Origin of the sequence: Vibrio sp. 10N.247.310.23, from assembly GCF_041467155.1 — a bacterium.
GTDB lineage: Bacteria > Pseudomonadota > Gammaproteobacteria > Enterobacterales > Vibrionaceae > Vibrio > Vibrio crassostreae_C.
The window spans coordinates 32933-56459 of the sequence record NZ_JBFSTZ010000022.1 but is presented as its reverse complement, the minus strand read 5'-3'; the positions used below and the strand labels follow the sequence as shown (position 1 = coordinate 56459).

Annotated in this window: 21 protein-coding genes; 13 read left to right on the top strand and 8 right to left on the bottom strand. The window is 45.1% G+C overall.

Annotated elements, in window-relative coordinates; translation table 11 throughout:
- Positions 1-26 precede the first annotated feature (26 nt).
- Both AB6D93_RS16700 and tldD read left to right on the top strand, forming a co-directional pair.
- The gene (locus tag AB6D93_RS16700; RefSeq protein ID WP_102332747.1) at positions 27-839 is read left to right on the top strand and encodes a carbon-nitrogen hydrolase family protein; all 813 of its coding nucleotides are present in this window, start codon (positions 27-29) and stop codon (positions 837-839) included.
- Positions 840-858: 19 nt separating this feature from the next.
- A complete protein-coding gene (tldD, locus tag AB6D93_RS16695) occupies positions 859-2304 on the top strand; it encodes a metalloprotease TldD (protein ID WP_017061366.1) in 1446 nt (481 codons plus the stop codon).
- 108 nt (positions 2305-2412) lie between these two features.
- Here the strand turns inward: tldD and AB6D93_RS16690 are convergent, their stop codons facing one another.
- Positions 2413-3792, bottom strand: coding sequence for a PhoH family protein (locus AB6D93_RS16690; protein ID WP_102332748.1), 1380 nt, complete (start codon positions 3790-3792; stop codon positions 2413-2415).
- A gap of 466 nt (positions 3793-4258) precedes the next feature.
- On the opposite strand from AB6D93_RS16690, the gene rapA reads away from it, so the two are divergent.
- Complete coding sequence (rapA, locus tag AB6D93_RS16685; protein ID WP_102332749.1) at positions 4259-7168, top strand: RNA polymerase-associated protein RapA; 2910 nt, start codon at positions 4259-4261, stop codon at positions 7166-7168.
- Between the two features lie 110 nt (positions 7169-7278).
- Here the strand turns inward: rapA and AB6D93_RS16680 are convergent, their stop codons facing one another.
- The gene (locus AB6D93_RS16680) at positions 7279-8556 is read right to left on the bottom strand and encodes an NRAMP family divalent metal transporter (RefSeq protein ID WP_010434396.1); all 1278 of its coding nucleotides are present in this window, start codon (positions 8554-8556) and stop codon (positions 7279-7281) included.
- 156 nt (positions 8557-8712) lie between these two features.
- Here AB6D93_RS16680 and rluA point away from each other — a divergent pair, with 156 nt between their 5' ends.
- The gene (gene rluA / locus AB6D93_RS16675) at positions 8713-9447 is read left to right on the top strand and encodes a bifunctional tRNA pseudouridine(32) synthase/23S rRNA pseudouridine(746) synthase RluA (protein ID WP_102332750.1); all 735 of its coding nucleotides are present in this window, start codon (positions 8713-8715) and stop codon (positions 9445-9447) included.
- Between the two features lie 36 nt (positions 9448-9483).
- Positions 9484-10446, top strand: coding sequence for a D-2-hydroxyacid dehydrogenase (locus AB6D93_RS16670; RefSeq protein ID WP_102332751.1), 963 nt, complete (start codon positions 9484-9486; stop codon positions 10444-10446).
- 85 nt (positions 10447-10531) lie between these two features.
- Here the strand turns inward: AB6D93_RS16670 and AB6D93_RS16665 are convergent, their stop codons facing one another.
- The 4 genes from AB6D93_RS16665 to argR form a co-directional block, all read right to left on the bottom strand.
- Positions 10532-10969 carry a universal stress protein gene (locus AB6D93_RS16665; protein WP_048609641.1) on the bottom strand — a complete coding sequence of 146 codons (438 nt, stop codon included), beginning with the start codon at positions 10967-10969 and terminating at the stop codon, positions 10532-10534.
- Between the two features lie 104 nt (positions 10970-11073).
- A complete protein-coding gene (locus tag AB6D93_RS16660; protein ID WP_102332752.1) occupies positions 11074-13653 on the bottom strand; it encodes a TRAP transporter permease in 2580 nt (859 codons plus the stop codon).
- A gap of 254 nt (positions 13654-13907) precedes the next feature.
- Positions 13908-14876, bottom strand: coding sequence for a TAXI family TRAP transporter solute-binding subunit (locus tag AB6D93_RS16655; RefSeq protein WP_017061374.1), 969 nt, complete (start codon positions 14874-14876; stop codon positions 13908-13910).
- 341 nt (positions 14877-15217) lie between these two features.
- Positions 15218-15688 (bottom strand): transcriptional regulator ArgR, encoded by a 471-nt coding sequence (gene argR, locus AB6D93_RS16650; protein ID WP_004740827.1) that lies wholly within the window; start codon positions 15686-15688, stop codon positions 15218-15220.
- 332 nt (positions 15689-16020) lie between these two features.
- Between argR and mdh the strand changes: the two genes are divergently transcribed.
- The gene (gene mdh, locus AB6D93_RS16645; protein WP_009847834.1) at positions 16021-16956 is read left to right on the top strand and encodes a malate dehydrogenase; all 936 of its coding nucleotides are present in this window, start codon (positions 16021-16023) and stop codon (positions 16954-16956) included.
- 124 nt (positions 16957-17080) lie between these two features.
- A complete protein-coding gene (locus AB6D93_RS16640) occupies positions 17081-17272 on the top strand; it encodes a hypothetical protein (RefSeq protein WP_017061375.1) in 192 nt (63 codons plus the stop codon).
- A gap of 103 nt (positions 17273-17375) precedes the next feature.
- On the opposite strand, the gene ispB is transcribed toward AB6D93_RS16640, so the two are convergent.
- Positions 17376-18347, bottom strand: coding sequence for an octaprenyl diphosphate synthase (gene ispB, locus AB6D93_RS16635; RefSeq protein ID WP_017061376.1), 972 nt, complete (start codon positions 18345-18347; stop codon positions 17376-17378).
- A gap of 268 nt (positions 18348-18615) precedes the next feature.
- Here ispB and rplU point away from each other — a divergent pair, with 268 nt between their 5' ends.
- The 6 genes from rplU (at position 18616) to folA (ending at position 22621) form a co-directional block, all read left to right on the top strand.
- Positions 18616-18927 (top strand): 50S ribosomal protein L21, encoded by a 312-nt coding sequence (gene rplU / locus AB6D93_RS16630; RefSeq protein ID WP_004740823.1) that lies wholly within the window; start codon positions 18616-18618, stop codon positions 18925-18927.
- A 19-nt stretch (positions 18928-18946) separates the two neighbouring features.
- Positions 18947-19204: a 50S ribosomal protein L27 gene (rpmA, locus tag AB6D93_RS16625; RefSeq protein ID WP_004735905.1), complete on the top strand. Its 258-nt coding sequence runs from the start codon at positions 18947-18949 to the stop codon at positions 19202-19204.
- A 323-nt stretch (positions 19205-19527) separates the two neighbouring features.
- A complete protein-coding gene (cgtA, locus tag AB6D93_RS16620; RefSeq protein WP_017061377.1) occupies positions 19528-20700 on the top strand; it encodes an Obg family GTPase CgtA in 1173 nt (390 codons plus the stop codon).
- A 164-nt stretch (positions 20701-20864) separates the two neighbouring features.
- Positions 20865-21632, top strand: coding sequence for a threonine/serine exporter ThrE family protein (locus AB6D93_RS16615; RefSeq protein WP_017061378.1), 768 nt, complete (start codon positions 20865-20867; stop codon positions 21630-21632).
- The gene (locus AB6D93_RS16610) at positions 21632-22105 is read left to right on the top strand and encodes a threonine/serine exporter family protein (protein WP_017062945.1); all 474 of its coding nucleotides are present in this window, start codon (positions 21632-21634) and stop codon (positions 22103-22105) included. The genes AB6D93_RS16615 and AB6D93_RS16610 overlap by 1 nt, the downstream gene beginning before the upstream one ends.
- Positions 22106-22141: 36 nt before the next feature.
- Positions 22142-22621 (top strand): type 3 dihydrofolate reductase, encoded by a 480-nt coding sequence (gene folA / locus AB6D93_RS16605; protein ID WP_017062944.1) that lies wholly within the window; start codon positions 22142-22144, stop codon positions 22619-22621.
- Between the two features lie 74 nt (positions 22622-22695).
- Here the strand turns inward: folA and AB6D93_RS16600 are convergent, their stop codons facing one another.
- Positions 22696-23499, bottom strand: coding sequence for a symmetrical bis(5'-nucleosyl)-tetraphosphatase (locus AB6D93_RS16600; protein ID WP_017062943.1), 804 nt, complete (start codon positions 23497-23499; stop codon positions 22696-22698).
- Between the last annotated feature and the right edge of the window lie 28 nt (positions 23500-23527).

The following is a 23527-nucleotide window of genomic DNA, read 5'->3' as shown; positions in this document are numbered from 1 at the left end:
TCATAATGAATGGAGGAGCGATACACATGGATTGTGTTGGGTTGATTCAAATGACATCTGGCCCCAGCCCTGAATTGAACTTTGAGTACCTTGCTCAAGAAGTTGCAAAGTGCAAAGAGTTGGGGGCTAAGTGGGTTGTTTGCCCTGAAAACGCGTTAGTTTTTGGCAGTAAAGCCGACTATCACCAGTGTGCTGAGCCTTTTAATGATGGCCCACTGCAAAAGAAAATCTCTGAGCTAGCAAAGCTTCACAGAATTTGGATCGTCATTGGCAGTATGCCGATAAGCACAACTAACGGAGTGACGACCACCACCTTGGTGATTGATGATTTTGGTTGCCTCGTTGCTCATTACGACAAGCTACACATGTTTGATGTGGATGTCGCTGACGCCCATAAGTGCTATCGAGAGTCGGATATTTTCACTCCGGGCAACCAAGTTGTGACAGCGGAAACGCCTTTTGGTCGCTTAGGTTTGAGTATTTGTTATGATGTGCGCTTTCCACACTTGTATTCAGAGTTACGTAAGCAAGGGGCACAAATCATTGTGGTGCCTGCGGCTTTTACAGCGGTAACAGGTCAAGCGCACTGGGAAGCATTGTTAAGATGCCGCGCGATTGAAACACAGTCGTGGATTGTCGCGGTAGGTCAAGGCGGAAAACACCCTTGCCAAAGAGAAACATGGGGACACTCAATGGTGGTTGATCCATGGGGACGAGTGGTCGCACAGTTAGACCAAGATCCTAAAAGTATGGTGGTTGAGATAGACACATCCAGTTGTGAGTCAATTAGGCAAAATATGCCAATCACGCAACACTCTCGATTTACCAATCAATTTTAATTACAAACAAGAGCCATCTATGAGCATTAATCAAATTGAAGAAGCGCTACTGAACCCGACAGGGCTTACGGAGCAAAATATCGCAGATACATTGGCGAGCATTGCTACCCGCCAAATTGATTATGCTGATATCTACTTTCAGTCAAGCTGGCACGAATCTTTAGTGCTAGAAGACAGCATTATTAAAGACGGCTCTTTCAATATCGATTGCGGTGTTGGTGTTCGTGCAGTATCTGGTGAAAAGACCGGTTTTGCTTACTCTGATCAAATCCAACTGGATGGTCTGAAGCAGAGCGCAATTGCGGCTCGTGGTATTGCTAAACAAGGTCAAAACGGCAAGGTTCAAGCGTTCAAACGCAACTCTAACCAAGCTTACTATGATGCAGTTAACCCGCTAGCGAGCTGGGAGAAACAGCAGAAAACAGAATTACTAAAATCATTAGATGCTTACATTCGCACTAAAGAACCGATGGTGACTGAAGTATCGGTGAGCCTAAGTGGTGTGCATGAGCAGATGCTAGTTGCTGCTACTGATGGCACTTACGCTGGTGATATTCGTCCGCTGGTCCGCTTGTCTATTAGTGTACTTGCACAGAAGGGTGATCGTCGTGAGCGTGGTAGCGCTGGTGGTGGTGGTCGTTTTGGTTACGACTTCTTCTTAAGTGATGACAAAGGCACTCAAGTTGCTTACCAATTTGCTGATGAAGCGATTCGCCAAGCATTAGTTAACCTTGAAGCGGTTGCAGCGCCTGCTGGTGCAATGCCTGTGGTTCTTGGTTCTGGTTGGCCGGGCGTTCTGCTGCATGAAGCGGTAGGCCACGGTTTAGAAGGCGACTTCAACCGTAAAGAGTCATCAGTATTCTCTGGCAAAGTTGGCGAACAAGTTACCTCAAGCCTTTGTACGATTGTGGATGACGGCACATTAACGGATCTACGTGGTTCATTGAACGTCGATGATGAAGGTGTTAACGGTCAGTACAATACGCTAATCGAAAACGGCATCTTAAAAGGTTACATGCAAGATAAGCTGAACGCGCGTCTAATGGGTGTAGCACCGACAGGTAATGGTCGTCGTGAGTCATACGCGCATCTTCCAATGCCACGTATGACGAATACATACATGCTACCGGGCGAACACACGCCGGAAGAGATCATCGCAACGGTTGAGAAAGGTATCTACGCACCGAACTTCGGTGGCGGTCAGGTTGATATCACATCAGGTAAGTTTGTATTCTCAGCTTCTGAAGCGTACATGATTGAAAATGGCAAGATCACTCACCCAGTGAAAGGCGCGACGCTAATCGGTTCTGGTATCGAAGCGATGCAGCAGGTGTCTATGGTGGGTAACGACCTAAGCATCGACCGTGGTGTGGGTGTGTGTGGTAAGGCTGGCCAAAGTGTACCAGTGGGTGTTGGTCAACCAACATTGAAGCTAGATTCGCTAACCGTCGGTGGTACTGAGTAAAGCAGACTAACCTCTGCCGACTTACTTCAAAATATTAAATTGAAAAGCGCCTCTATTGTGAGGCGCTTTTTTTTTTGGGGTGAATGATGAGTAAGAGCAAAAAAGCTATTACATGTTCTCTTCCGCAAATTCTGCCAATCGGCTACGCACCACACCATTGAGGTGGATGTTGGCACTGCCTTCGAAGTTTTTAAAGCGCTCGACCATGTAGGTTAAGCCTGAAGTCACAGGGGTTAGGTAGGAAGAATCTATCTGCGCTAGGTTACCTGAGCAGACGATCTTAGTACCTTCACCACAACGGGTGATGATGGTTTTGATCTGTGAAGCGGTGAGGTTCTGACACTCATCCAAAAGCACAAATGCATTCTGAATCGAGCGGCCACGCATGAAGTTGATGGATTTGAACTGGATATTGGCTTTGTCACAGATGTACTTCATCGAGCCTTCTGTGCAGTGGTCATTCTTGTGCAGCGCTTCCAGTGTATCGGTCACTGCGGCTAACCAAGGCAACATCTTCTCTTCCTCTGTACCCGGAAGGAAACCTATCGACTCACCAATATCAGGCGTGTTTCGGGTTACGATGATCTTGTCGAATTGCTTACGCTCAATGGTTTGTTCAAGCGCAGCAGCCATGGCTAATAGCGTCTTACCACTACCCGCTGCGCCAGTGAGAATCACCAGATCAATATCAGGGTCGAGCAGCGCATCTATCGCCATGCCTTGATAGACGTTCTTTGGTGTGATGTCCCATGCCCTGCGATTCATCAGCCTTTCGCGGCTGAGGTCTCTCAGGGTAATGCTTTCAGGCTCAATCTCCTCGACTCGAGCGGCAAAGTCACTTTCTTCGTCAATCACATATTGGTTGAGGAAGGTTGGCTCAAACGGCGCTCTTGCTAAGGTGTGCAGCGTCTTTCCGCCTAAACTTCTGCTCTCGACATTATCGATACCATCCCAAAATGAGCCTTCCAGTTGTTGGAAGCCTTTAGTGAGGTATTGGATATCATCAATCAGTTGGTCAGTTTGATAGTCTTCAACAAAACGAACACCGGCGCCTTTAGCTCGCAAACGCATGTTGATGTCTTTGGTGATGAGAACCACTTCGCGTGGCGCGCGTTTATTTTGAAGATAGAGGACTGCGTTGAGGATTCGGTTATCGCCCGCCTTGTCATCGGCGAAGGCCTTAATGCTTTCTTGAAGTTCGTAATCGGCGAGTATTGAAATACTGCCTGAGGCTTTAATGTCTTTGGTGAAAGGGATACCTTCCGATATTTGGTCTGGTGTAGCTTCCCTGAATAGATCTTCGAGAGTTCGTATCGCAATTCTCGCATCTCGGGCAACGTCTCTCTTACTGTCTTTGATTCTGTCTAGTTCTTCTAGCACTGTCATGGGGATAACGACATCGTGCTCTTGGAAAGAAAATATAGCGAAGGGTTCGTGAAGTAGGATATTGGTGTCTAAAACAAATAGCTTCCGGTTGGTCTCGCCCATAGCATCTCCTTGCCGACGTGCGGCTTGCCTTGCATTCATTGAACGTAGATAAAGCTCATATAAAGATTAGTATCTGATTCTGGTGATAGTCAACTACTCACCTAAACTTCATCTAGAGGAACAGCACCATATCGTTACGAGTGAATATGGTGTATTCGTTTGAGAGCAGCAATCTGCTACCTATAGATTAACCATGAATTTTTGACAGTTTGATTGCACTGGCGAAAACAGAAAAAAAGCATGAAATCATCTCCTTTAGGCGTGACCTAAATCACAGCATCGAGTAAGATTAGCGACCTTTTTCTGCACCATTTTCTCGAGATATTTATTATTGAGAGCGCACTTAAAAAGTGGCTGCAAACTAGACATTTTTGGCTATATTTTTAGTTCAGGAGCGATAATGTTCTTGTTTAAAACTGCAGTTAAGAAGACCAAATTCCAACTATAAGATTGAGGTAGTCGATTCATGACATTTGCTTTGGGGCAACGCTGGATAAGCGATACGGAGAGCGATTTAGGTTTAGGTACCGTTGTAGCAATGGATGCTCGCACAGTGACACTAATGTTTGCAGCGTCAGAAGAAAACCGTGTTTATGCACGTACTGATGCTCCCGTAACCCGAGTAACGTTTAATGTAGGCGATGTCATCGAATGCCAAGAAGGTTGGTCTCTGTCTGTCGAAGAAGTTATCGAAGACAAAGGGCTGCTAACCTACTTAGGTACTCGCGAAGATACCCAAGAAACAGAAGTCACTCTGCGTGAAATCTTCTTAAGCAACCAGATCCGCTTTAACAAGCCACAAGATAAGCTATACGCAGGTCAAATCGACCGTATGGATAACTTTGTGTTGCGTTACCGTGCGCTAAGCAACCAGTACCAACAACACAAGAGCCCGATGCGTGGCTTGTGTGGTATGCGTGCTGGCTTGATCCCTCATCAGCTATACATCGCTCATGAAGTGGGTCGTCGTCACGCTCCGCGCGTTTTACTGGCTGATGAAGTGGGCCTAGGTAAAACCATCGAAGCGGGCATGATCATTCACCAACAGGTGCTGTCTGGCCGTGCTGAACGCATTCTGATTGTGGTTCCTGAAACTCTACAACACCAATGGTTAGTAGAGATGATGCGCCGTTTCAACCTGCATTTTTCTATCTTCGATGAAGAGCGTTGTATTGAAGCGTTTGCTGAATCAGACAACCCGTTTGATACCCAGCAGTACGTTCTGTGTTCTTTGGACTTCCTACGTAAGAGCCGTAAGCGCTACGAGCAAGCACTTGAAGGCGAGTGGGACTTGTTGGTTGTCGATGAAGCGCACCACCTTGAGTGGAGCCAAGACAAACCAAGCCGTGAATACCAAGTGGTTGAAGGCTTAGCGGAAAATACGTCTGGTGTGCTACTACTAACAGCAACGCCTGAACAACTAGGTCGTGAGAGTCACTTTGCACGTCTGCGTCTGCTTGATCCTGACCGCTTCTACGATTACGAAGCATTCGTTGAAGAAGAAGACCAATACGCACCGGTTGCTGATGCTGTTACTGCATTGTTCTCTGGTGTGAAGCTTGAAAACAGCGCGAAGAATCAGATTACTGAACTGCTTTCTGAGCAAGATGTAGAGCCGCTGTTCCGTGTTATCGAAGGTGATAGTAGCGAAGAAGAGCAAGCGTTAGCTCGCCAAGAATTAATTGATAACCTTATGGACCGCCATGGTACTGGCCGTGTTCTATTTAGAAACACGCGAGCTGCAATCAAAGGCTTCCCTAAGCGTAATGTAAACCTACTGCCGATGGAGATTCCAACGCAGTACACAACCTCAATGCGTGTATCTGGCATGATCGGTGGCAAGATGGCTCCCGAAGCTCGTGCTATGAAGATGCTTTATCCAGAAGAGATCTTCCAAGAGTTTGAAGGTGAAGACTCAAGCTGGTGGCAGTTCGATTCGCGTGTTAACTGGCTGATTGAAAAGATCCAAGACAAGCGAAGCGAAAAAATCTTAGTGATCGCATCACGTGCAAGTACTGCTCTTCAATTAGAGCAAGCACTACGTGAGCGTGAAGGTGTACGTGCAACCGTATTCCACGAAGGCATGTCGATTCTAGAGCGTGATAAAGCCGCGGCTTACTTTGCTCAAGAAGAGGGCGGAGCTCAGGTTCTTATCTGTAGCGAAATCGGCTCTGAAGGTCGTAACTTCCAGTTCGCGAACCAGCTAGTAATGTTCGATCTTCCGTTCAACCCAGACTTGCTTGAACAACGTATTGGTCGTTTGGACCGTATCGGTCAGCTGCGTGACATCGACATCCATGTCCCTTACTTAAAAGGCACGTCACAGGCGATTCTTGCGCGTTGGTTTGATGAGGGTCTAAATGCATTTGCAGAGACATGTCCAACTGGTCGCACAGTTTACGACAAGTACTCAGATGTTCTTATCGAAATGCTGGCTTCTGGTAATACAGAGCAGCTTGATGAAGTGATTGAAGAGTCTGCCAAGCTAAATCAAAGCCTAAAAGCGGATCTAGAAAAAGGCCGCGATCGCCTATTAGAGATGCACTCAAACGGCGGCGACAAAGCACACGAAATCGCAGAGAAGATTGCATCAACTGATGGCGATACTAACCTAGTAACGTTTGCACTGAGCTTGTTCGACACGATTGGTTTGAACCAAGACGACAAGGGTGAAAATGCGCTAGTCGTGACACCATCTGAGCACATGATGGTACCAAGCTACCCTGGCTTACCATACGAAGGCGCAACCATCACGTTCGATCGTGATACAGCCCTTTCTCGTGAAGACATGAACTTCATCAGCTGGGAGCACCCAATGATTCAAGGCGGTATTGATCTGCTACTGAGTGAAGGTGTGGGTGCATCAGCGGTATCATTGCTGAAAAACAAAGCGCTGCCAGTGGGTACTATCCTGCTTGAGTTGGTTTACCTTGTGGATGCGCAAGCGCCAAAGCGCAGCGGTATCAGCCAGTTCTTACCTAAGACGCCAATTCGTTTGATGATGGATGGCCGTGGTAACGATTTATCTGCTCAGGTTGAGTTCGACAGCTTTAACCGTCAACTAAGCCCAGTAAACCGTCACTTAGCGAGCAAGCTAGTGAACTCGGTACAAGGTGAGATTCACAAGCTAATTGAAGCGGGTGAGACGCACGTACTTCCTAAAGTGGAAGAAGTGCGTGAACAGGCTCAACGAGATATGCAGACTAACCTGAACGGTGAATTAGAGCGTCTACAAGCGCTTAAAGCCGTGAACCCTAATATTCGTGATGAAGAGCTAGAGGTTATCGAAGCTCAAATCAATGCACTGACAGGTTACATCAGCAAAGCTCAGGTTCAATTAGATTCACTACGTTTGATAGTGGTTTCTCACAACTAGTTTTGAATTAGTAAATGCTTTAACAAAAGAAGGCCTTCATGATGAAGGCCTTCTTTTTATCTAGTATTTGAAAGGTGTTTTGATTGTTGAAACGTGCAATGGCAAAGAAATTACATTAACCATTTCCACCAAACAAATACGGCTAGGAAACCAAATAGGTAAATAAGACCTGCGACAGACAACCATTTTAGCTTAGTGCCAATCGCGAGCGCTTTTGGAAGCTTTGTTTTACTGACTAAGATGAAGTTAAGCAATGCGAAGAATGGCGTAGTTGCAAAAGCAAGTACCATCGCGAAATCAAGCATAGGCATTAAAGCAGCACTGAAGAACATCACGATGGAGAGTGCTGCGAGAGAGACGATGACGATCCAACCCTGTAGCATTTTTGGGCTGCTTTCTTTTTTAAGCAATAGACGTTGTGATTCAGCAAGCACGCGTGAATAACCATCGATAACGGTAATGGTGCTGCCAAAGATACAGAAGAATGCGATCAGAGCGATTAATGGACGAGACCATTCACCAATTGTCGAAGCGTAGATGCCGACCAATTGATGAGTAAAGCCAACACCGGAGCGAGACAGTTCAACTCCCGAACCGTGAAGTACTAGCGCGCCTAACGCAACGAATACTAAAGCAAGCAGCGCCGTACCAATGTAGCCAACGTTAAAGTCGAACAGCGCTGATTGTGCGGTCACTTCCTGCTTCTCTTTTTGGCTTTTTAGCCACATAGAGGTGATGCTTGATATTTCGATAGGCGCAGGCATCCAACCCATGGTCACCACGATAAAACCAATAGCAGCCAATGACCAAGGCGACGGTGGAACAAAAGCAGCATCAGGTTCGACTGGAGAGCCGATAGCAATGGCGACTGCAGCTAAGGTTGTGATGGTCAGTATCGCCATGATCGATTTAGATAGCGTGTCGAGAGCGCGATAATGGCCGGCGAATAGAATGATTAAGCATGTCGCTAAAACGATCATACACAATGTGCTGGTGGCCAAATCAAAAGGAACAAAGTAGCTAAGTAAGCTTGCACTGAATAACAGTAAGGCTGCGGTATTCACAACGGCTGAAATAGCACTCAAAATAGAAAAGATCACAAGGTAAGGGCGACCTAAGTTAGAGTAACCTTCCACCAAGCTTTGACCCGTTCCCAATGTATATTGGATGCCGGCTTTAAAGAACGGGTACTTAAACAGGTTCACGAGGATAATAAGAGCGGCAAGTTGCCAGCCATATATCGCACCAGCTTTAGTGGATGCAACTAAATGTGAACCTCCCACAGCAGCTGCTGCCATCATAATACCTGGGCCAAGAGACCGAATTAACGTTGATAGGGGAGCAGAGGTTTGTGCTTTTGTTGTTGTAGTTTTAACCGTACTTTCCATCATTTTTCCTTTGATGCTGACTTCTTATTTTCCGTTCCCCTATCAATACCATGTTTTGTAAGGTCGTCAACTTTTATGTACAAAAAAGACTTTAATTGTATTTTTTAATAAACAACTTGACCATAAATTATTATTTAACAGTAACTAGAGGCTAGAATGGCGTTAGAACATTACGCACCACCGCGTGACCCCTGGATTGATATTGTGTATCAAGATGACGATATTCTTGTGGTGAATAAACCTGCTGGCTTACTTTCAGTTCCTGGGAGGTTACCAGAGCATTACGACAGTATGTGGAGTCGCCTAGTCGTGGATTTTTCAGATATTCAGGTGGTGCATCGCTTGGATATGTCGACATCAGGCTTGATGCTGCTCGCTAAACACAAACAAGCTGAGCGTCATTTGAAGAAGCAGTTTCAATATCGACTGACACACAAACTCTATTACGCCCGAGTATGGGGTTCAGTAGAAGAAGCAGAAGGTTTGATTGACCTCCCTCTTATTTGCGATTGGCCAAACCGGCCGAAGCAAAAAGTGTGTTTCGAGGATGGTAAATCATCACAGACTCGTTATGTGGTAGAACAGCAAGAACTCCAAACGACTTTACTTAAGTTACTGCCAATTACCGGGCGTTCTCACCAATTGAGAGTGCATTGCATGGAAATAGGCGCACCGATTGTGGGCGATGAGTTTTACGCAACATCAGAAGCATTTGAATACAGTGATAGGTTGGCTTTGCATGCGTGTGAGCTGAGCTTTTATCATCCAGCGAATAATCAGTTGTTTAAAGCCTTTGTTCCCTGTGACTTTTATCCTCAAGCATCCCCACAAATCGAACAGCACTTTGAAATTGCGCTTGAGCTTCCAGACTACAGTAAGCTAAAAGCTTAGAATGGACTGATTCATAGATCTAACCAAGGAAGAAGAATGCCAACGCTGAATGTTGTGTTTCTCGATAGAGCGACTATCCCATCTCAAATTCATTTAAAGCCTCTGAGCTTTGAGCATGAATGGGTAGAGTATGATTTCACAGCTCCTGAGCAAGTATCAGAGCGAGTTGAAGAAGCTGATGTGGTGATCACTAACAAGGTAGTGCTCAATGAGTCGAATCTCGCTGGTGCGAAAAAACTCAAGTTGATCGCGGTTTCAGCGACCGGTGTCAATAATGTCGATGTGGAATACTGCAAATCTAAAAACATTGCAGTGACAAACGTACAAGGTTATGCGACTCAATCGGTTCCTGAACATGTGATTGCTATGCTGTTTACGCTAAAACGAAACCTTGTTGGTTATCATCAAGACATTGAAGTCGGGGAGTGGCAAAAGGACAAGCAGTTCTGTTTTTTTACACATCCGATTCAAGATATTGCAGGCAGCACATTGGGCTTAATCGGTAGTGGCAGCTTAGGCCAAGCGACTGCGATACTGGCTAAAGCGATAGGTATGAAGGTGATTTTTGCTGAGCGAAAAGGGGCGGAGTCTTGTCGAGAGGGGTATCTGCCTTTTGATACGGTATTGAAGCAAGCCGATGCGATCAGCTTGCATTGTCCATTGACTGAAGCGACCCGTAATCTGGTTTCACAGCGAGAGCTAGCAATGATGAAACCAAGTGCGGTGTTAATTAATGCTGGCCGTGGTGGGCTTGTCGATGAACAAGCTTTGGTTGAAGCTTTGAAAGGTAATGAGATCGCAGGTGCGGGCATGGACGTGTTTACACAAGAGCCTGCAGACAACTCGAACCCACTCTTAGCTAACAGTCACCTACCTAACTTATTGCTGACACCTCATGTTGCGTGGGGCAGTGACAGTTCAATTCAAAAGCTGTCTGATATCTTAATCGACAATATTGATGGGTTTGTTGCGGGTAATCCGCAGAACTTAGTGAGTTGATTGAAGAATTAAATTGCGTGAACGAAAAACAAAAAAGGTTGGCTTTTAGGCCAACCTTTTTAGATCGTTGTGTCGATTAAGTGATTTAGCCTTGCGGCTTAACTACCAATACATTGATTGGTGAGTTCTGTACCACTTTGCTTGCAACAGAACCAAGCACAACTTTGTCGATTTTCGAACGCTTATGGCTAGGCATCACGATAAGGTCAGCGCCCAGTTTTTCTGCGTAATCTAGAATCGTTGTGTAAGTCTTGCCTTCGGCAACGTGAACTTTATACACCACTTCATCGTCAATGTGCTTGTCAGCAAACTCTTTGAGCTGATTTTTCACATCAAGCTTCATTTGGTTCGCTGCATCTTTCGGGAAGTAAGACGCCACCATCGACATGTGAATGCCTGGTAGGACGTTCAGAATGTGGACTTCAGCATTGCTGTGTTTCGCGTGCCATACCGCTAGCTCGACTGCTTTATCAGAAAAGCCTTTGTCGTTAAGATCAACGGGAACAAGGATTTGTCTATACATGTATTCGTCTCTTTTTAATCAGCGCTAAGCTTCCACTTAGCACTGTAATTATCCTTTCCATGTAATAAAGCCAAATAGCGCTAAGCACTACTCAGCCTTATCCATTACGCGCTAATCTCATCCTTACGAGCACGTCTTCTTTGGTTCATCGCTAAACCAATCAAAATGATCAGAGCTGGTAAGAATACCCACTCTTTCATTGGTCGATCTGCATCTTGGATAACGGATTTGATTTCCCAATCGAAATCAATACCAGCCGCTTCTGCTGGGCTACCGAACTCAACCATATCAACAATCATCTTGCCTTCTGATTCAGTCAGCATTAGACCCATAGAGGCAATACGATCTTCACTTGAGGTCGCAGAATCTTCAAACGGCAGGCGAACTGTCTGTTCAGAATAGTCACCTTCTAAGTTTTCGCCACCCACTCTAAGTTCAAGTGATTGTCCCACATCCAGCTTTTCCGTGATTTGAGCAATCTCAACTCCAGGTGAAAGAACTTTCTCTGGGTAAATCATGTCCCACCAGAAGCCAGGGCGGAAGAAAGTGAAGGTTAATGCAATAAGCAGCACCGTTTCCCACCACTTGTTCTTGGTGAACCACCAACCTTGTGTTGCAGCTGCGAAGATAAGTACCGCAGTCACAGATGAGAAAATCGTTAGTGCTAAGTGCCACCAAGAATCAATGCCCATCAGTAGTAGTTGAGTATTGAAGATGAACATGAAAGGTAGAATTGCGGTACGGATATCATAGGTAAAACCTTGAATACCTGTACGAATTGGGTCGGATTTCGCAATCGCGGCGGCCGCAAAGGCTGCCAGACCTACCGGAGGTGTGTCATCTGCAAGAATACCGAAGTAGAACACGAATAAGTGAACCGCAATCAATGGAATGATCAAGCCGTGCGCAGCGCCTAGGGTCACGATTACCGGAGCCATCAGCGTTGATACAACGATGTAGTTCGCCGTTGTTGGCAAGCCCATACCTAAGATCAAGCTGATTACTGCAGTGAATAGCAACATAAGAATGATGCTACCGCCTGAGATAAACTCAACGAAGTCCGTCATTACTAGACCGATACCCGTTAGAGTCACCACGCCTACAACCGTACCTGCAGCCGCTGTCGCGACACCGATACCAATCATGTTACGTGCGCCTGAAACCAAGCTCTCTGCGAGATCAACGAAGCCAGCTTTAGTTTGCTCTGCAAGATCGTCTGATTTGTTCATCAGAGTCATTAACGGACGCTGAGTGATCAGAATGAAGATCATGAACACGGTCGCCCAGAATGCCGACAGACCTGGAGAGAAACGTTCAACTGTTAAACACCAAACAAGTACTACGATAGGCAGTAGGAAGTGCAAACCAGATTTAATCGTTGGCCCCGGATCCGGAACTTCTTTTAGATCAGCATCGATTTCCATGCCGCCTTCAGCTGCGTATTTTGCAGATACGCGAACCAGAGCAACATAAGCGATCAATAGCGCCACAGTTACGATTGGTGTTGCCGCATCGCCAAAGACATCTTTCGTCCAACCCACACCGTAGTAAACCGCGGCGCTGATGACACACAGACCTAAAATGGTACCCGTGAAAGACAGTAAGCTTTGTACGATAGTTGGTGTGTGGCGACGAGGTAGGCCAGTCATACCTGCTTTACATGCTTCTAGATGAACAATGTAAATCAGAGCGATGTAAGAGATCAGAGCGGGCAGTAGCGCGGCTTTGATTACTTCTACATACGAAATGCCCACATACTCAACCATCAAGAAGGCTGCTGCACCCATGATAGGTGGTGTTAATTGACCATTGGTTGAAGCCGCGACTTCTACCGCACCGGCTTTTGTGCCCGGGAAACCAACACGCTTCATTAGCGGGATAGTAAAGGTACCCGTGGTTACCACGTTCGCGATAGATGAACCTGATACCAAACCAGACAGACCTGATGCGACAACGGCTGCTTTCGCTGGGCCGCCTTTCATGTGACCAAGCAGTGAGAATGCAACTTTAATAAAGTAAGCACCGGCGCCAGCACGTTCTAGCATTGCACCAAACAGTACAAACAAGAATACGAATGACGTTGATACGCCAAGCGCTACACCGAATACCCCCTCAGTTGTTAGCCACAGGTGCGACATTGCCTTGTTCAGGCTCGCACCTTTGTGGGCAATAACGTCTGGCATGTGAGGGCCACCAAAGGTGTAAAGTAGGAATACTGCCGCCACAACCATAAGAGGTGGACCTAAAGCGCGTCGTGTTGCTTCAAGCAGTAGAACCATACCGAACACCGCTGCAACAATATCAAATGTTGTGGGAGCACCAGAACGACCGGCAAGTTCAGTGTAGAAAATATAGATATAAGAAGCTGAAAAACTACCTACAAGCGCTAATACCCAGTCGACTGCCGGGATATGGTCCCGCGGCGAGTTCTTCATGGCTGGATAAGCGGTAAATGCTAGGAAAATAGCAAAGGTAAGGTGAATTGCTCGAGCTTCGGTATCGTTTAAAATTCCGAAGTTAAAAATGAACGGCAGCGGAGATGCATACCAAAGTTGGAACAGTGACCAACATAGAGGCACAAACCATAAAATACGGCCTTGGATACCGCGAGGGCTACGCGCACCAGTGTCTGATTGTGCCACCATTTCTTGCACATCTGGAGACGGTGATGTTGTCTGCGTCATGTACTTTATCCTTATTATTGATGGTCTGCCTTTCTTACGAACAACGAGACGTTATTTCTTTCCTATCTAGTGTAGTGAATGGATAGGGAAATGCGTTTTTTGCTCGTCTTTGTCTTAGGCTTGATACGAAGGTAAGTCCGCCAAATTGGAGAAACTTAAAGGGCTGTTCTTTTCACTTAAATTATTTTTATAAAACGTGAAAAGCCAATAAGGAGGGCTAGCCTCCTTATTGGTGTAGTAGGCTTAAAGTAGAGTTACTTTAGAAGGCCCACTTCTTTGTAGTATTTTGCTGCGCCTGGGTGAAGAGGGATAGAGATACCCGCTTTAACCATGTCTTCTTTTTTCAGGTTAGCAAATGCTGGGTGTAGGCGTTTGAAAGTGTCAAAGTTTTCAAATACTGCCTTAGCAACGTTGTATGCAACTTCTTCAGAAACGTCTGAAGTTGTTACCATAGTAGCTGCAACACCGAAGCTGTTTACGTCAGCGTCAGTACCACGGTACATACCAGCAGGAACTGTGCTGTAAGCGTAGTATGGGTTTTCAGCTACGATCTTGTCGATCTGTGGACCTGTTGCTGAAACCAGTTTTGCATCACAAGACGTTGTTGCTTCTTTGATTGATCCGTTCGGGTGACCAACCATGTAGATGAATGCATCAATCTTGTTATCACAAAGTGCTTGTGAACGCTCAGAACCTTTAAGTTCAGAAGCAAGCTTGAAGCTGTCGTTAGTCCAGCCCATAGCGTCCATTACAACACCCATCGTTGCACGGTCACCAGAACCTGGGTTACCAATGTTTACACGCTTACCTGCTAGGTCAGACACATTGTTGATGCCAGCATCAGTACGAGCGATGATGTTGAACGGTTCTGTATGTAGAGAGAACATCGCGCGAAGTTTCTTGTATTCGCCCTGATCTTTGAACTTACTTGTACCGTTGTAGCCGTGGTATTGCCAGTCCGATTGAACAACACCGAAATCTAGTTCACCAGCACGGATGGTGTTAACGTTGTAGATTGAACCACCAGTAGACTCTACAGAACAACGAATGTTGTGGTCTTTGCGGCCCTTGTTCACTAGCTTACAAATCGCACCACCAGTTGGGTAGTAAACACCCGTAACTGAACCAGTACCAATCGTGATGAACTCTTGAGCGTTAACAGCGCCAGCGCCCATTACAGCAGCTGCAATAGCACCAACTTTAATAAGTTTGGTAAATGCCATGAATTTCCCTTCCTTTATTCATTATTAACCCTGAAACAAGTGTAGTTGCTTCAGGAGTTTCCTATTTGGAAACGGCACCTTTTTCAATCCATGTGATGAAAAAGTGGCTGAATAATATCAAAAATTGGCAGAAAATTACTCGAATGTTAAAAGATATAGCTAAAAAATCTAACAAATGATGTCTTGATCTCGTGTTTGATTTGCTACTGAGTTTTTAAAATCAATGGTTTAGTGTGATTTTGGAAGGGAGGTATGGATATTCTAGGATGTGATTTGGATCACGAAGCAAATAGATACTCGTGATCCATTAATAAGGCTGATAGTTATGAAACAGCGATCAATTATCCTGCGTATTCAAACAGTTCACACACTGAATCAAACAGTTGCTTAGTGGTAACCGATAACGTTGGGGTAATGAAGATAGTATCATCACCTGCGACTACGCCCAGTATACCTTCCGACTTACCTAGTGAGTCTAATAAACGAGCAATCAGCTGCGCCGCACCAGGACCTGTGTGTATCACCACCAATGCATTGTTGTGGTCAATATCTAGTACTAATTCTCTTAGAGAGCTAGAAACGGTCGGAACACCAAGCTCAGCAGGAAGACAGTAAACCATCTCCATTTTTGCGTTACGAGTTCGAACGGCACCAAACTTGGTTAACATACGCGAGACTTTAGACTGGTTGATGCTTTCAAAACCTTCGTGTTTTAGAGCATCAACAATTTCGCCTTGTGAGCCAAAACGTTCTTCTTTTAGTAAGGCTTTAAATGCACGAACTAAGTTGTCTTGCTTTTCTGTATTGCGCATATGTCATTCTTATTCATTAACAAAGATGTTTGCATATTCTCGCATACATATTCAATTTTAGCCAAAACATCCCTGTAATTTGTTAGTCATATCACTGTAAATATTTAATAGAATAATGTGTTATTTGCGACGACTTATTTTGTTATTTCAGTCGATTATCGCCATAATGCGAACTTGCTGTGTAGCACGGTTTTATTGACTTGCGCGAAGTCGCAAAGCTAGCGTTAATTGATTGTAATCACTTTGTGATTAATATAGTTTTTTAACTTAGATTTAGCTCAAGAATTACCCTACAAAGAATCTATAAGAGAAAGCTCTCAAGGAGAATAACAATGAAAGTAGCTGTTATTGGTGCCGCTGGTGGCATCGGTCAAGCCCTAGCCCTACTACTTAAGAACCGCCTACCTGCTGGTTCAGATCTTGCACTTTACGACATCGCTCCGGTAACACCGGGTGTTGCTGCCGATCTTAGCCATATCCCAACGCCTGTTTCGATCAAAGGTTACGCGGGTGAAGATCCAACACCAGCACTAGAAGGTGCGGATGTTGTACTTATTTCAGCGGGTGTTGCTCGTAAGCCTGGTATGGATCGTGCGGATCTTTTCAATGTGAACGCTGGCATTGTTAAGTCTCTTGCAGAGAAAATCGCAGTTACTTGTCCGACTGCTTGTGTTGGTATCATCACGAACCCAGTAAACACAACAGTGCCAATCGCGGCTGAAGTACTGAAGAAAGCGGGCGTTTACGACAAGCGTCGTCTATTCGGTATTACGACTCTTGATGTGATTCGTTCTGAAACGTTCGTTGCTGAACTAAAAGACAAAGATCCAGGCGACATCCGTGTTCCTGTTATCGGTGGCCACTCAGGCGTAACGATTCTTCCTCTACTTTCTCAAGTTGAAGGTGTAGAGTTCACTGACGAGGAAATCGCAGCACTAACGACTCGCATCCAAAATGCAGGTACAGAAGTAGTAGAAGCTAAAGCTGGCGGCGGCAGTGCGACACTGTCTATGGGTCAAGCGGCTTGTCGTTTCGGTCTTGCACTAGTTAAAGCACTTCAAGGTGAAGAAAACGTGATTGAATGTGCATACGTTGAAGGTGAAGGCGAGCACGCTCCATTCTTCGCACAGCCAGTTAAACTAGGCAAAGAGGGCGCTGAAGCGATCCTTAGCTACGGTGAGCTGAGTGACTTCGAACGTAACGCTTTAGATAGCATGCTTGAGACGCTAAATGGCGACATCGAGATTGGTGTTGAATTCGCTAAATAAGCGAGACGCTATTTAACTCAGCCTAAAGCTAATTAATAAGGGCCGGTCATTATGATCGGCTTTTTTGATCCTGAAGTTCAAGCTACTCGTATACACCTCCACAACCAAGGTGAAGGTAAATGTTATGGCTACTGTTCAGAAGGGTATGAATGTCGAATATTTGGGGCACTTAGGAAAAGTATTGGTAATTGATGAGCAAGAGCAGTATGCCTTGGTAGAGACTTACAACGGGCATGAGCAATACGCAGTGCCAATGGAAGAGCTTGAAGAAATTGAAGCTCAACTGCCACTATCATTAGAAGCGAGCCGATATTGAACCTTGGCTCTCTTACAAATATTTGTTCAAAACCAAAAAAAAGAGCCATTGCTCTTTTTTGTTATTTATATAGAAGCTAGAAGCGAGTTGTCTATTAACCTGCTTACTTGCTGCGTTTAACAGCCAAGTGTGCGAGCGTGGTTAACGCTTGCTTATATTCAGAGTCAGGAAGTACAGAAAGCTCAGCGATAGCTTTATCGGCCTCTTCGTAGGCTTTATTTGTTGTGTACTCTAAAGAGCCTGTCTCTTTCATTACAGCCATAATGTCGTCAAGACGTTCCATGCCGTTCGCTTTCTCAATCGCTTCACGAATCATGCTTGCTTGTTCAGGAGAGCCATTATGCATTGCGTAAAGTAGAGGAAGCGTTGGTTTGCCTTCGGCAAGATCGTCACCAACGTTTTTACCCATCTCTTTACCATCTGCAGTGTAATCCATCACATCGTCAATCAGTTGGAATGCGGTGCCTAGGTATTTACCATAGTTCTGCATTGCTGTTTCGATCTCTGGTGATGACTCAGTAAGAATCGCGCCGATTTGGGTCGCAGCTTCGAACAAACGAGCAGTCTTAGAGTAGATCACCTGCATGTAGCTTTCTTCTGTGGTGTCTGGGTTATTGCAGTTCATTAATTGTTGAACTTCACCCTCGGCAATCACGTTTACCGCTTCACTCATTAACTCAAGGATCTTTAAGGATCCTAGCGTTGTCATCATTTGGAATGAGCGTGTGTAGATAAAGTCACCCACCAAAACGCTAGCGGCATTACCAAAAGCGGCATTGGCCGTCGCTTTACCACGTCTCATGTCCGATTCGTCGACAACGTCGTCATGAAGCAGGGTTGCGGTGTGAATAAACTCGATAAAGGCTGCAGAGGTTATATGAGCTTCACCTTGGTAACCAAGTGCGCGGGCAGATAAAAGAGCAAGCAAAGGGCGTAGGCGCTTTCCACCACCGCTAACGATATAAAAACCAAGCTGGTTGATTAAACTTACGTCAGAATTAAGTTGGGCTTGAATTGTTTCATTCACTTTTGCCATATCATTGGCAGTAAGCGTTTGGATAGCTTTAAAATCCATTGTTCATCCGGCTGAAGTTAGACCCTGTAAGGCTTATACGTTGTATTCAATTGTTGAATAATACACTAAAAAACGTTGATTAATACATCGCTAAAGGGCATGATTGCCACACTTTTCTTTGGCGAACAGGTTTTCGCCAATTTTTTAAAAATATGGCTTGTCATAGCGCGATGATTCCCGTAGAATCTGCGCCCTATTGATTAGTTTAGCGCACACCCGAGTTGTACAATTAACAACCATAGGCTGTGCGGAAAAAGCGGAGTAAAATATGTACGCTGTTTTCCAATCTGGTGGCAAACAACACCGAGTAAGCGAAGGTCAAACACTTCGTTTAGAGAAATTAGACGTTGAAACTGGTGCAACTGTTGAATTTGATAAAGTTCTTCTTGTTGCTAACGGCGAAGAAATCGCTGTTGGTGCACCTCTTGTTGAAGGTGGCAAGGTTACTGCAGAAGTAGTACAACACGGTCGTGGCGATAAAGTAAAAATCGTTAAGTTCCGTCGTCGTAAGCACTCGCGTAAGCAAGCTGGTCACCGTCAGTGGTTCACTGAAGTGAAAATCACTGGCATTAACGCTTAAGTATTAGGAGAGTTTAACAATGGCACATAAAAAAGCTGGCGGTTCTACTAATAACGGCCGCGATTCAGAAAGCAAACGTCTTGGTGTTAAGCGTTTTGGTGGTGAATCTGTTCTTGCAGGTAACATCATCGTTCGTCAACGTGGTACTAAGTTCCACGCTGGCACAAACGTTGGCATCGGTAAAGACCACACTCTTTTCGCTCTTACTGAAGGTAAAGTGAAATTTGCTGTTAAAGGTCCTAAAAACCGTAAGTTTGTAAGCATCGAAGCTGAGTAATTTAATCTTTAACTAGATTATTTTATTAGCTTTCAAGCTGAATTCAAAAGCCCTGCCGATTCGGCAGGGTTTTTTATTTATAGCAAGAATAAAAAAGCAGACGCTCTTGTTTTGGTTTTGAGAAGCCGTTTTATTTTTTGATAAACAGATTAGTTTTTAAGAAGCCGTTTGTTTTTAAGAAATAAGAAGCAAAGAACCTCTCCTTATTTGTTCCTTGGTTGCAGGTCGGCCTAGATCTTAGGTGATCGATCTAAACACGGATCTGCTAGAATTTATATCACTCCTTGATGAGTGGTAACGCAACGTAAGTGCGGAGTTAAAAAATGAAATTCGTTGATGAAGCGGTAGTAAAAATAGAAGCCGGTGATGGCGGTAATGGTACAGTTAGCTTTTGGCGCGAAAAATTCGTCGCTAAAGGTGGTCCTGATGGCGGTGACGGTGGTGACGGCGGTGATGTTTACATCCAAGCGGATGAGAACTTAAACACACTGATCGATTACCGTTTCCAACGTTTTTACAATGCAGAGCGTGGCGAGAATGGTCGCGGCGGTAACTGTACTGGTAAACGTGGTAAAGACATTACGCTGAAAGTACCAGTTGGTACGCGTGCAGTTGATATCCACACCAACGAAATCGTTGCTGAAGTTGCTGAACACGGCAAGAAAGTAATGGTTGGTAAAGGTGGTTGGCACGGTCTTGGTAACACGCGTTTTAAATCGTCTGTTAACCGCGCTCCTCGTCAAAAGACAATGGGTACTAAAGGCGAAGTTCGTGAACTGCGTTTAGAGCTTCTTCTATTAGCTGACGTTGGTATGCTTGGCCTACCAAACGCAGGTAAATCTACTTTTATTCGTTCAGTATCTGCTGCGAAACCAAAAGTGGCTGATTACCCGTTCACTACTTTGATCCCAAGCTTGGGTGTGGTAAGTGTTGTCCCTGAAAAGAGCTTCGTTGTTGCCGATATCCCAGGACTAATCGAAGGCGCAGCTGATGGCGCTGGCCTTGGTATCCGATTCCTTAAGCACCTTGAGCGTTGTCGTGTTCTTCTGCATATGATCGACATTATGCCGATCGATCAATCTGATCCTATTCAGAATGCACTAACGATCATCGATGAGCTTGAGCAATACAGTGAAAAAGTTTCACAAAAACCTCGCTGGTTAGTGTTCAATAAAGTTGACCTAATGCCAGAAGACGAAGCAGACGAAAAGATTCAAGAAATCATCGATGCTTTGGGCTGGGAAGGCGAGTACTTCAAGATCTCTGCTGTGAATAAAATCGGCACCAAAGATCTTTGCTTCAAACTAGGTGAGTTTATGGAAAACCTACCTCGTGAAGTTGTAGAAGTTGAAGAAGAAGAAAAAGTAGACTTTATGTGGGATGACTACCATAAAGATGCGATGAGCGGTAAGAATGTCGTTACTGAAGATGACGACGATTGGGACGATTGGGATGACGAAGAGGATGACGGCCATGTTATCTATGTTCGTGACTAATCCTCTTAGTTTCTCATAACGCATCGGTCGCTTCTTACAAGTACACTGATAGTTTTATTAAACCGCAATGAAAATTGCGGTTTTTTTGTATCTAAATCATGACGTCTTACTGTTTTTTATGCAAAATTTATCTTTAGATAATTAACGCCTATGGGAAGGAAATCATGGCATCAAAGCAAAGAGCGATCTCAAGACTCGTCGCTCAATCAGGACAAATGTTATTGGCGCACGGGGCAGAGAGCACACTGGTCGGCGATATCATGCGTCGCATCGGTATTGCTTGTGGGGTGAATGAGGTTGAAGTCGCACTGTCAGCCAATGCGCTTGTTGTAACTACCGTAATGGATGATCACTGTATTACCACTACTCGAAGTTGTGCTGATCGTGGCATTAACATGCAGGTTATCACCGACATTCAACGCATTTGCATCATGATGGAGAAGGGAATTCTCGATTATGATTTGGCGTATAAAAAGATTCAAAACATCAGCCCCGAGCGCTACAACCGTTGGTTAGTGGTTGTGATGATAGGGTTGTCGTGCGCCTCTTTTAGCCACCTTGCGGGCGGAGACTGGCAAGTCTTCATGATGACTTTTATTGCTTCAGCTTGCGGTATGATCGTCAGGCAAGAGATTGGGCACCGCCATTTCAATCCGCTATTAAACTTTGCTATCACAGCATTCGTTACCACGACCATTTCAGCTCAAGCCGTACTTTACAATATTGGCGGCCAACCCACGATCGTGATGGCTTCATCTGTATTAATGTTAGTACCTGGTTTTCCTCTGATTAACTCCGTCGCTGATATGCTTAAAGGCCATATTAATATGGGGTTAGCGCGCTTTACCATGGCCAGCTTATTAACTCTGGCGACGAGCTTGGGCATTGTCGCGGCGATGAGTCTATCAGATGTTTGGGGGTGGGCAAGCTAATGAGTATTTTCGAACTGTTTTTAGGTCTGCTCAACGATATGTTTTTCGCCGCTATTCCTGCGGTTGGGTTTGCATTGGTGTTTAACGTTCCGCAACGTGCTTTAATTTATTGTGCACTCGGTGGTTCTATCGGTCATGGTAGCCGGTATCTGATGATGCACTTTGGTATTCCAATCGAATGGGCGACGTTCTTCGCCGCAACCGTGGTTGGTATGATAGGGGTTCATTGGTCACATAAACTGTTAGCACATCCGAAGGTGTTTACGGTTGCAGCTCTAATTCCTATGGTGCCAGGTGTGTTCGCCTTCAAGGCGATGATTGCGATGGTGGAGATTAACAGGGCAGGCTACACGCCTGAGTTGTTGGCAATGTTGATGGAGAACTTTTTAAAATCGATGTTCATTATCGCAGGGTTGGCGGTTGGCTTAGCTGTGCCAGGGCTGTTATTCTATCGCCGTAGACCTATCGTTTAGCGTTAATTTTCTTTTTAGGGACAGGACTTTCGATTTATGATCATCAGCATGATAGCGGCAATGGCAAACAACCGTATAATTGGTAAAGACAATCAGATGCCTTGGCATTTACCTGCGGATTTTGCATGGTTTAAACGCTCGACTATGGGTAAACCAGTCGTGATGGGACGTAAGACCTACGATTCTATTGGACGCCCTTTGCCGGGCCGGTTGAATGTCGTAATCAGCCGTGATGAGAGTTTAAAGATTGAAGGTGTAACGACGGTAACTTCTATTGAACAGGCTCTAGAGCTACTCAGTGATGTTGAAGAGGTGATGATCATTGGTGGCGGCTCTATTTATGAGAGCTGCTTACCTAAAGCGGACAAGTTGTATCTGACTTACATCGATTTCGCCGTCGATGGAGATACACAATTTCCTGACTGGGGTGAAGGTTGGAAGCAGAGCTTTAACGAGAGCTATCAAGCTGACGAGAAAAACAAACACAACATGGAGTTTGTGATTCTCGAGCGTTAACTGTGGTTATCAATAGCTAGTCTCTGAAAAATGCTTGCGTTACCCTACCAAGGTAGCGCAAGTTTCTCGTATCTTTATAGCGCTTTCTGAGTGAAAAACTGTTTATCTTCCCAGCGAAGAATTGTCAATTCACCTCCCCAGACGCATCCAGTATCAAGTCCAATTACGTCTTTTCCGTTATAGCCTTCAAGCGCAGCCCAGTGTCCAAAAACAACGGTTTTATCGAGCTTTATGCGTTGCGGAAGGTCAAACCATGGCACTAATGGTTCATCGGTAATCTCATTCGGTGGTAGCTTACATGCCATGTCGAGACGGCCATCTTCAAAACAGAAACGCATTCTTGTCAGGCTATTGATCGCATAGCGATAGCGCTCAATATCATGTAAATCCTGATGCCATAAATCAGGCGCGTTGCTGTACATGTTTTCGATTAGCCATTGCCATTTATCGGACTTTAACAAGGATACGATCTCTCGATTTTCAACACGTGCTCTTTCTAGATTCCACTGCGGTGAGATACCCGCATGGCACATCACGAACTCTGGGTGTTCTTGAAGCAAAGGCTGTTGTCTTAACCATTCGATTAGCAGTTCACGATCTTCAGCATCAAGAATCGCTTGAGTCTTATCTTTTGGTTTCGCTGGAAATAGTCCTAAGGACACCGCCAGAAGATGTAAGTCGTGGTTGCCTAATACAACCTTAGCTGCGTCACCAAGGTTACGAATAAAGCGTAACGTCTCCAATGATTTAGGGCCTCGAGCAACTAAGTCTCCGGCGACCCATAAAGTATCTTGGTGTTTATCAAAGTTAATTTTTTCAAGTAGTCCTTGAAGTTCGTCGAAGCACCCTTGGATGTCTCCGACAATGTAATTCGACACAATAATTTCCTGTAGATACGGATGTACG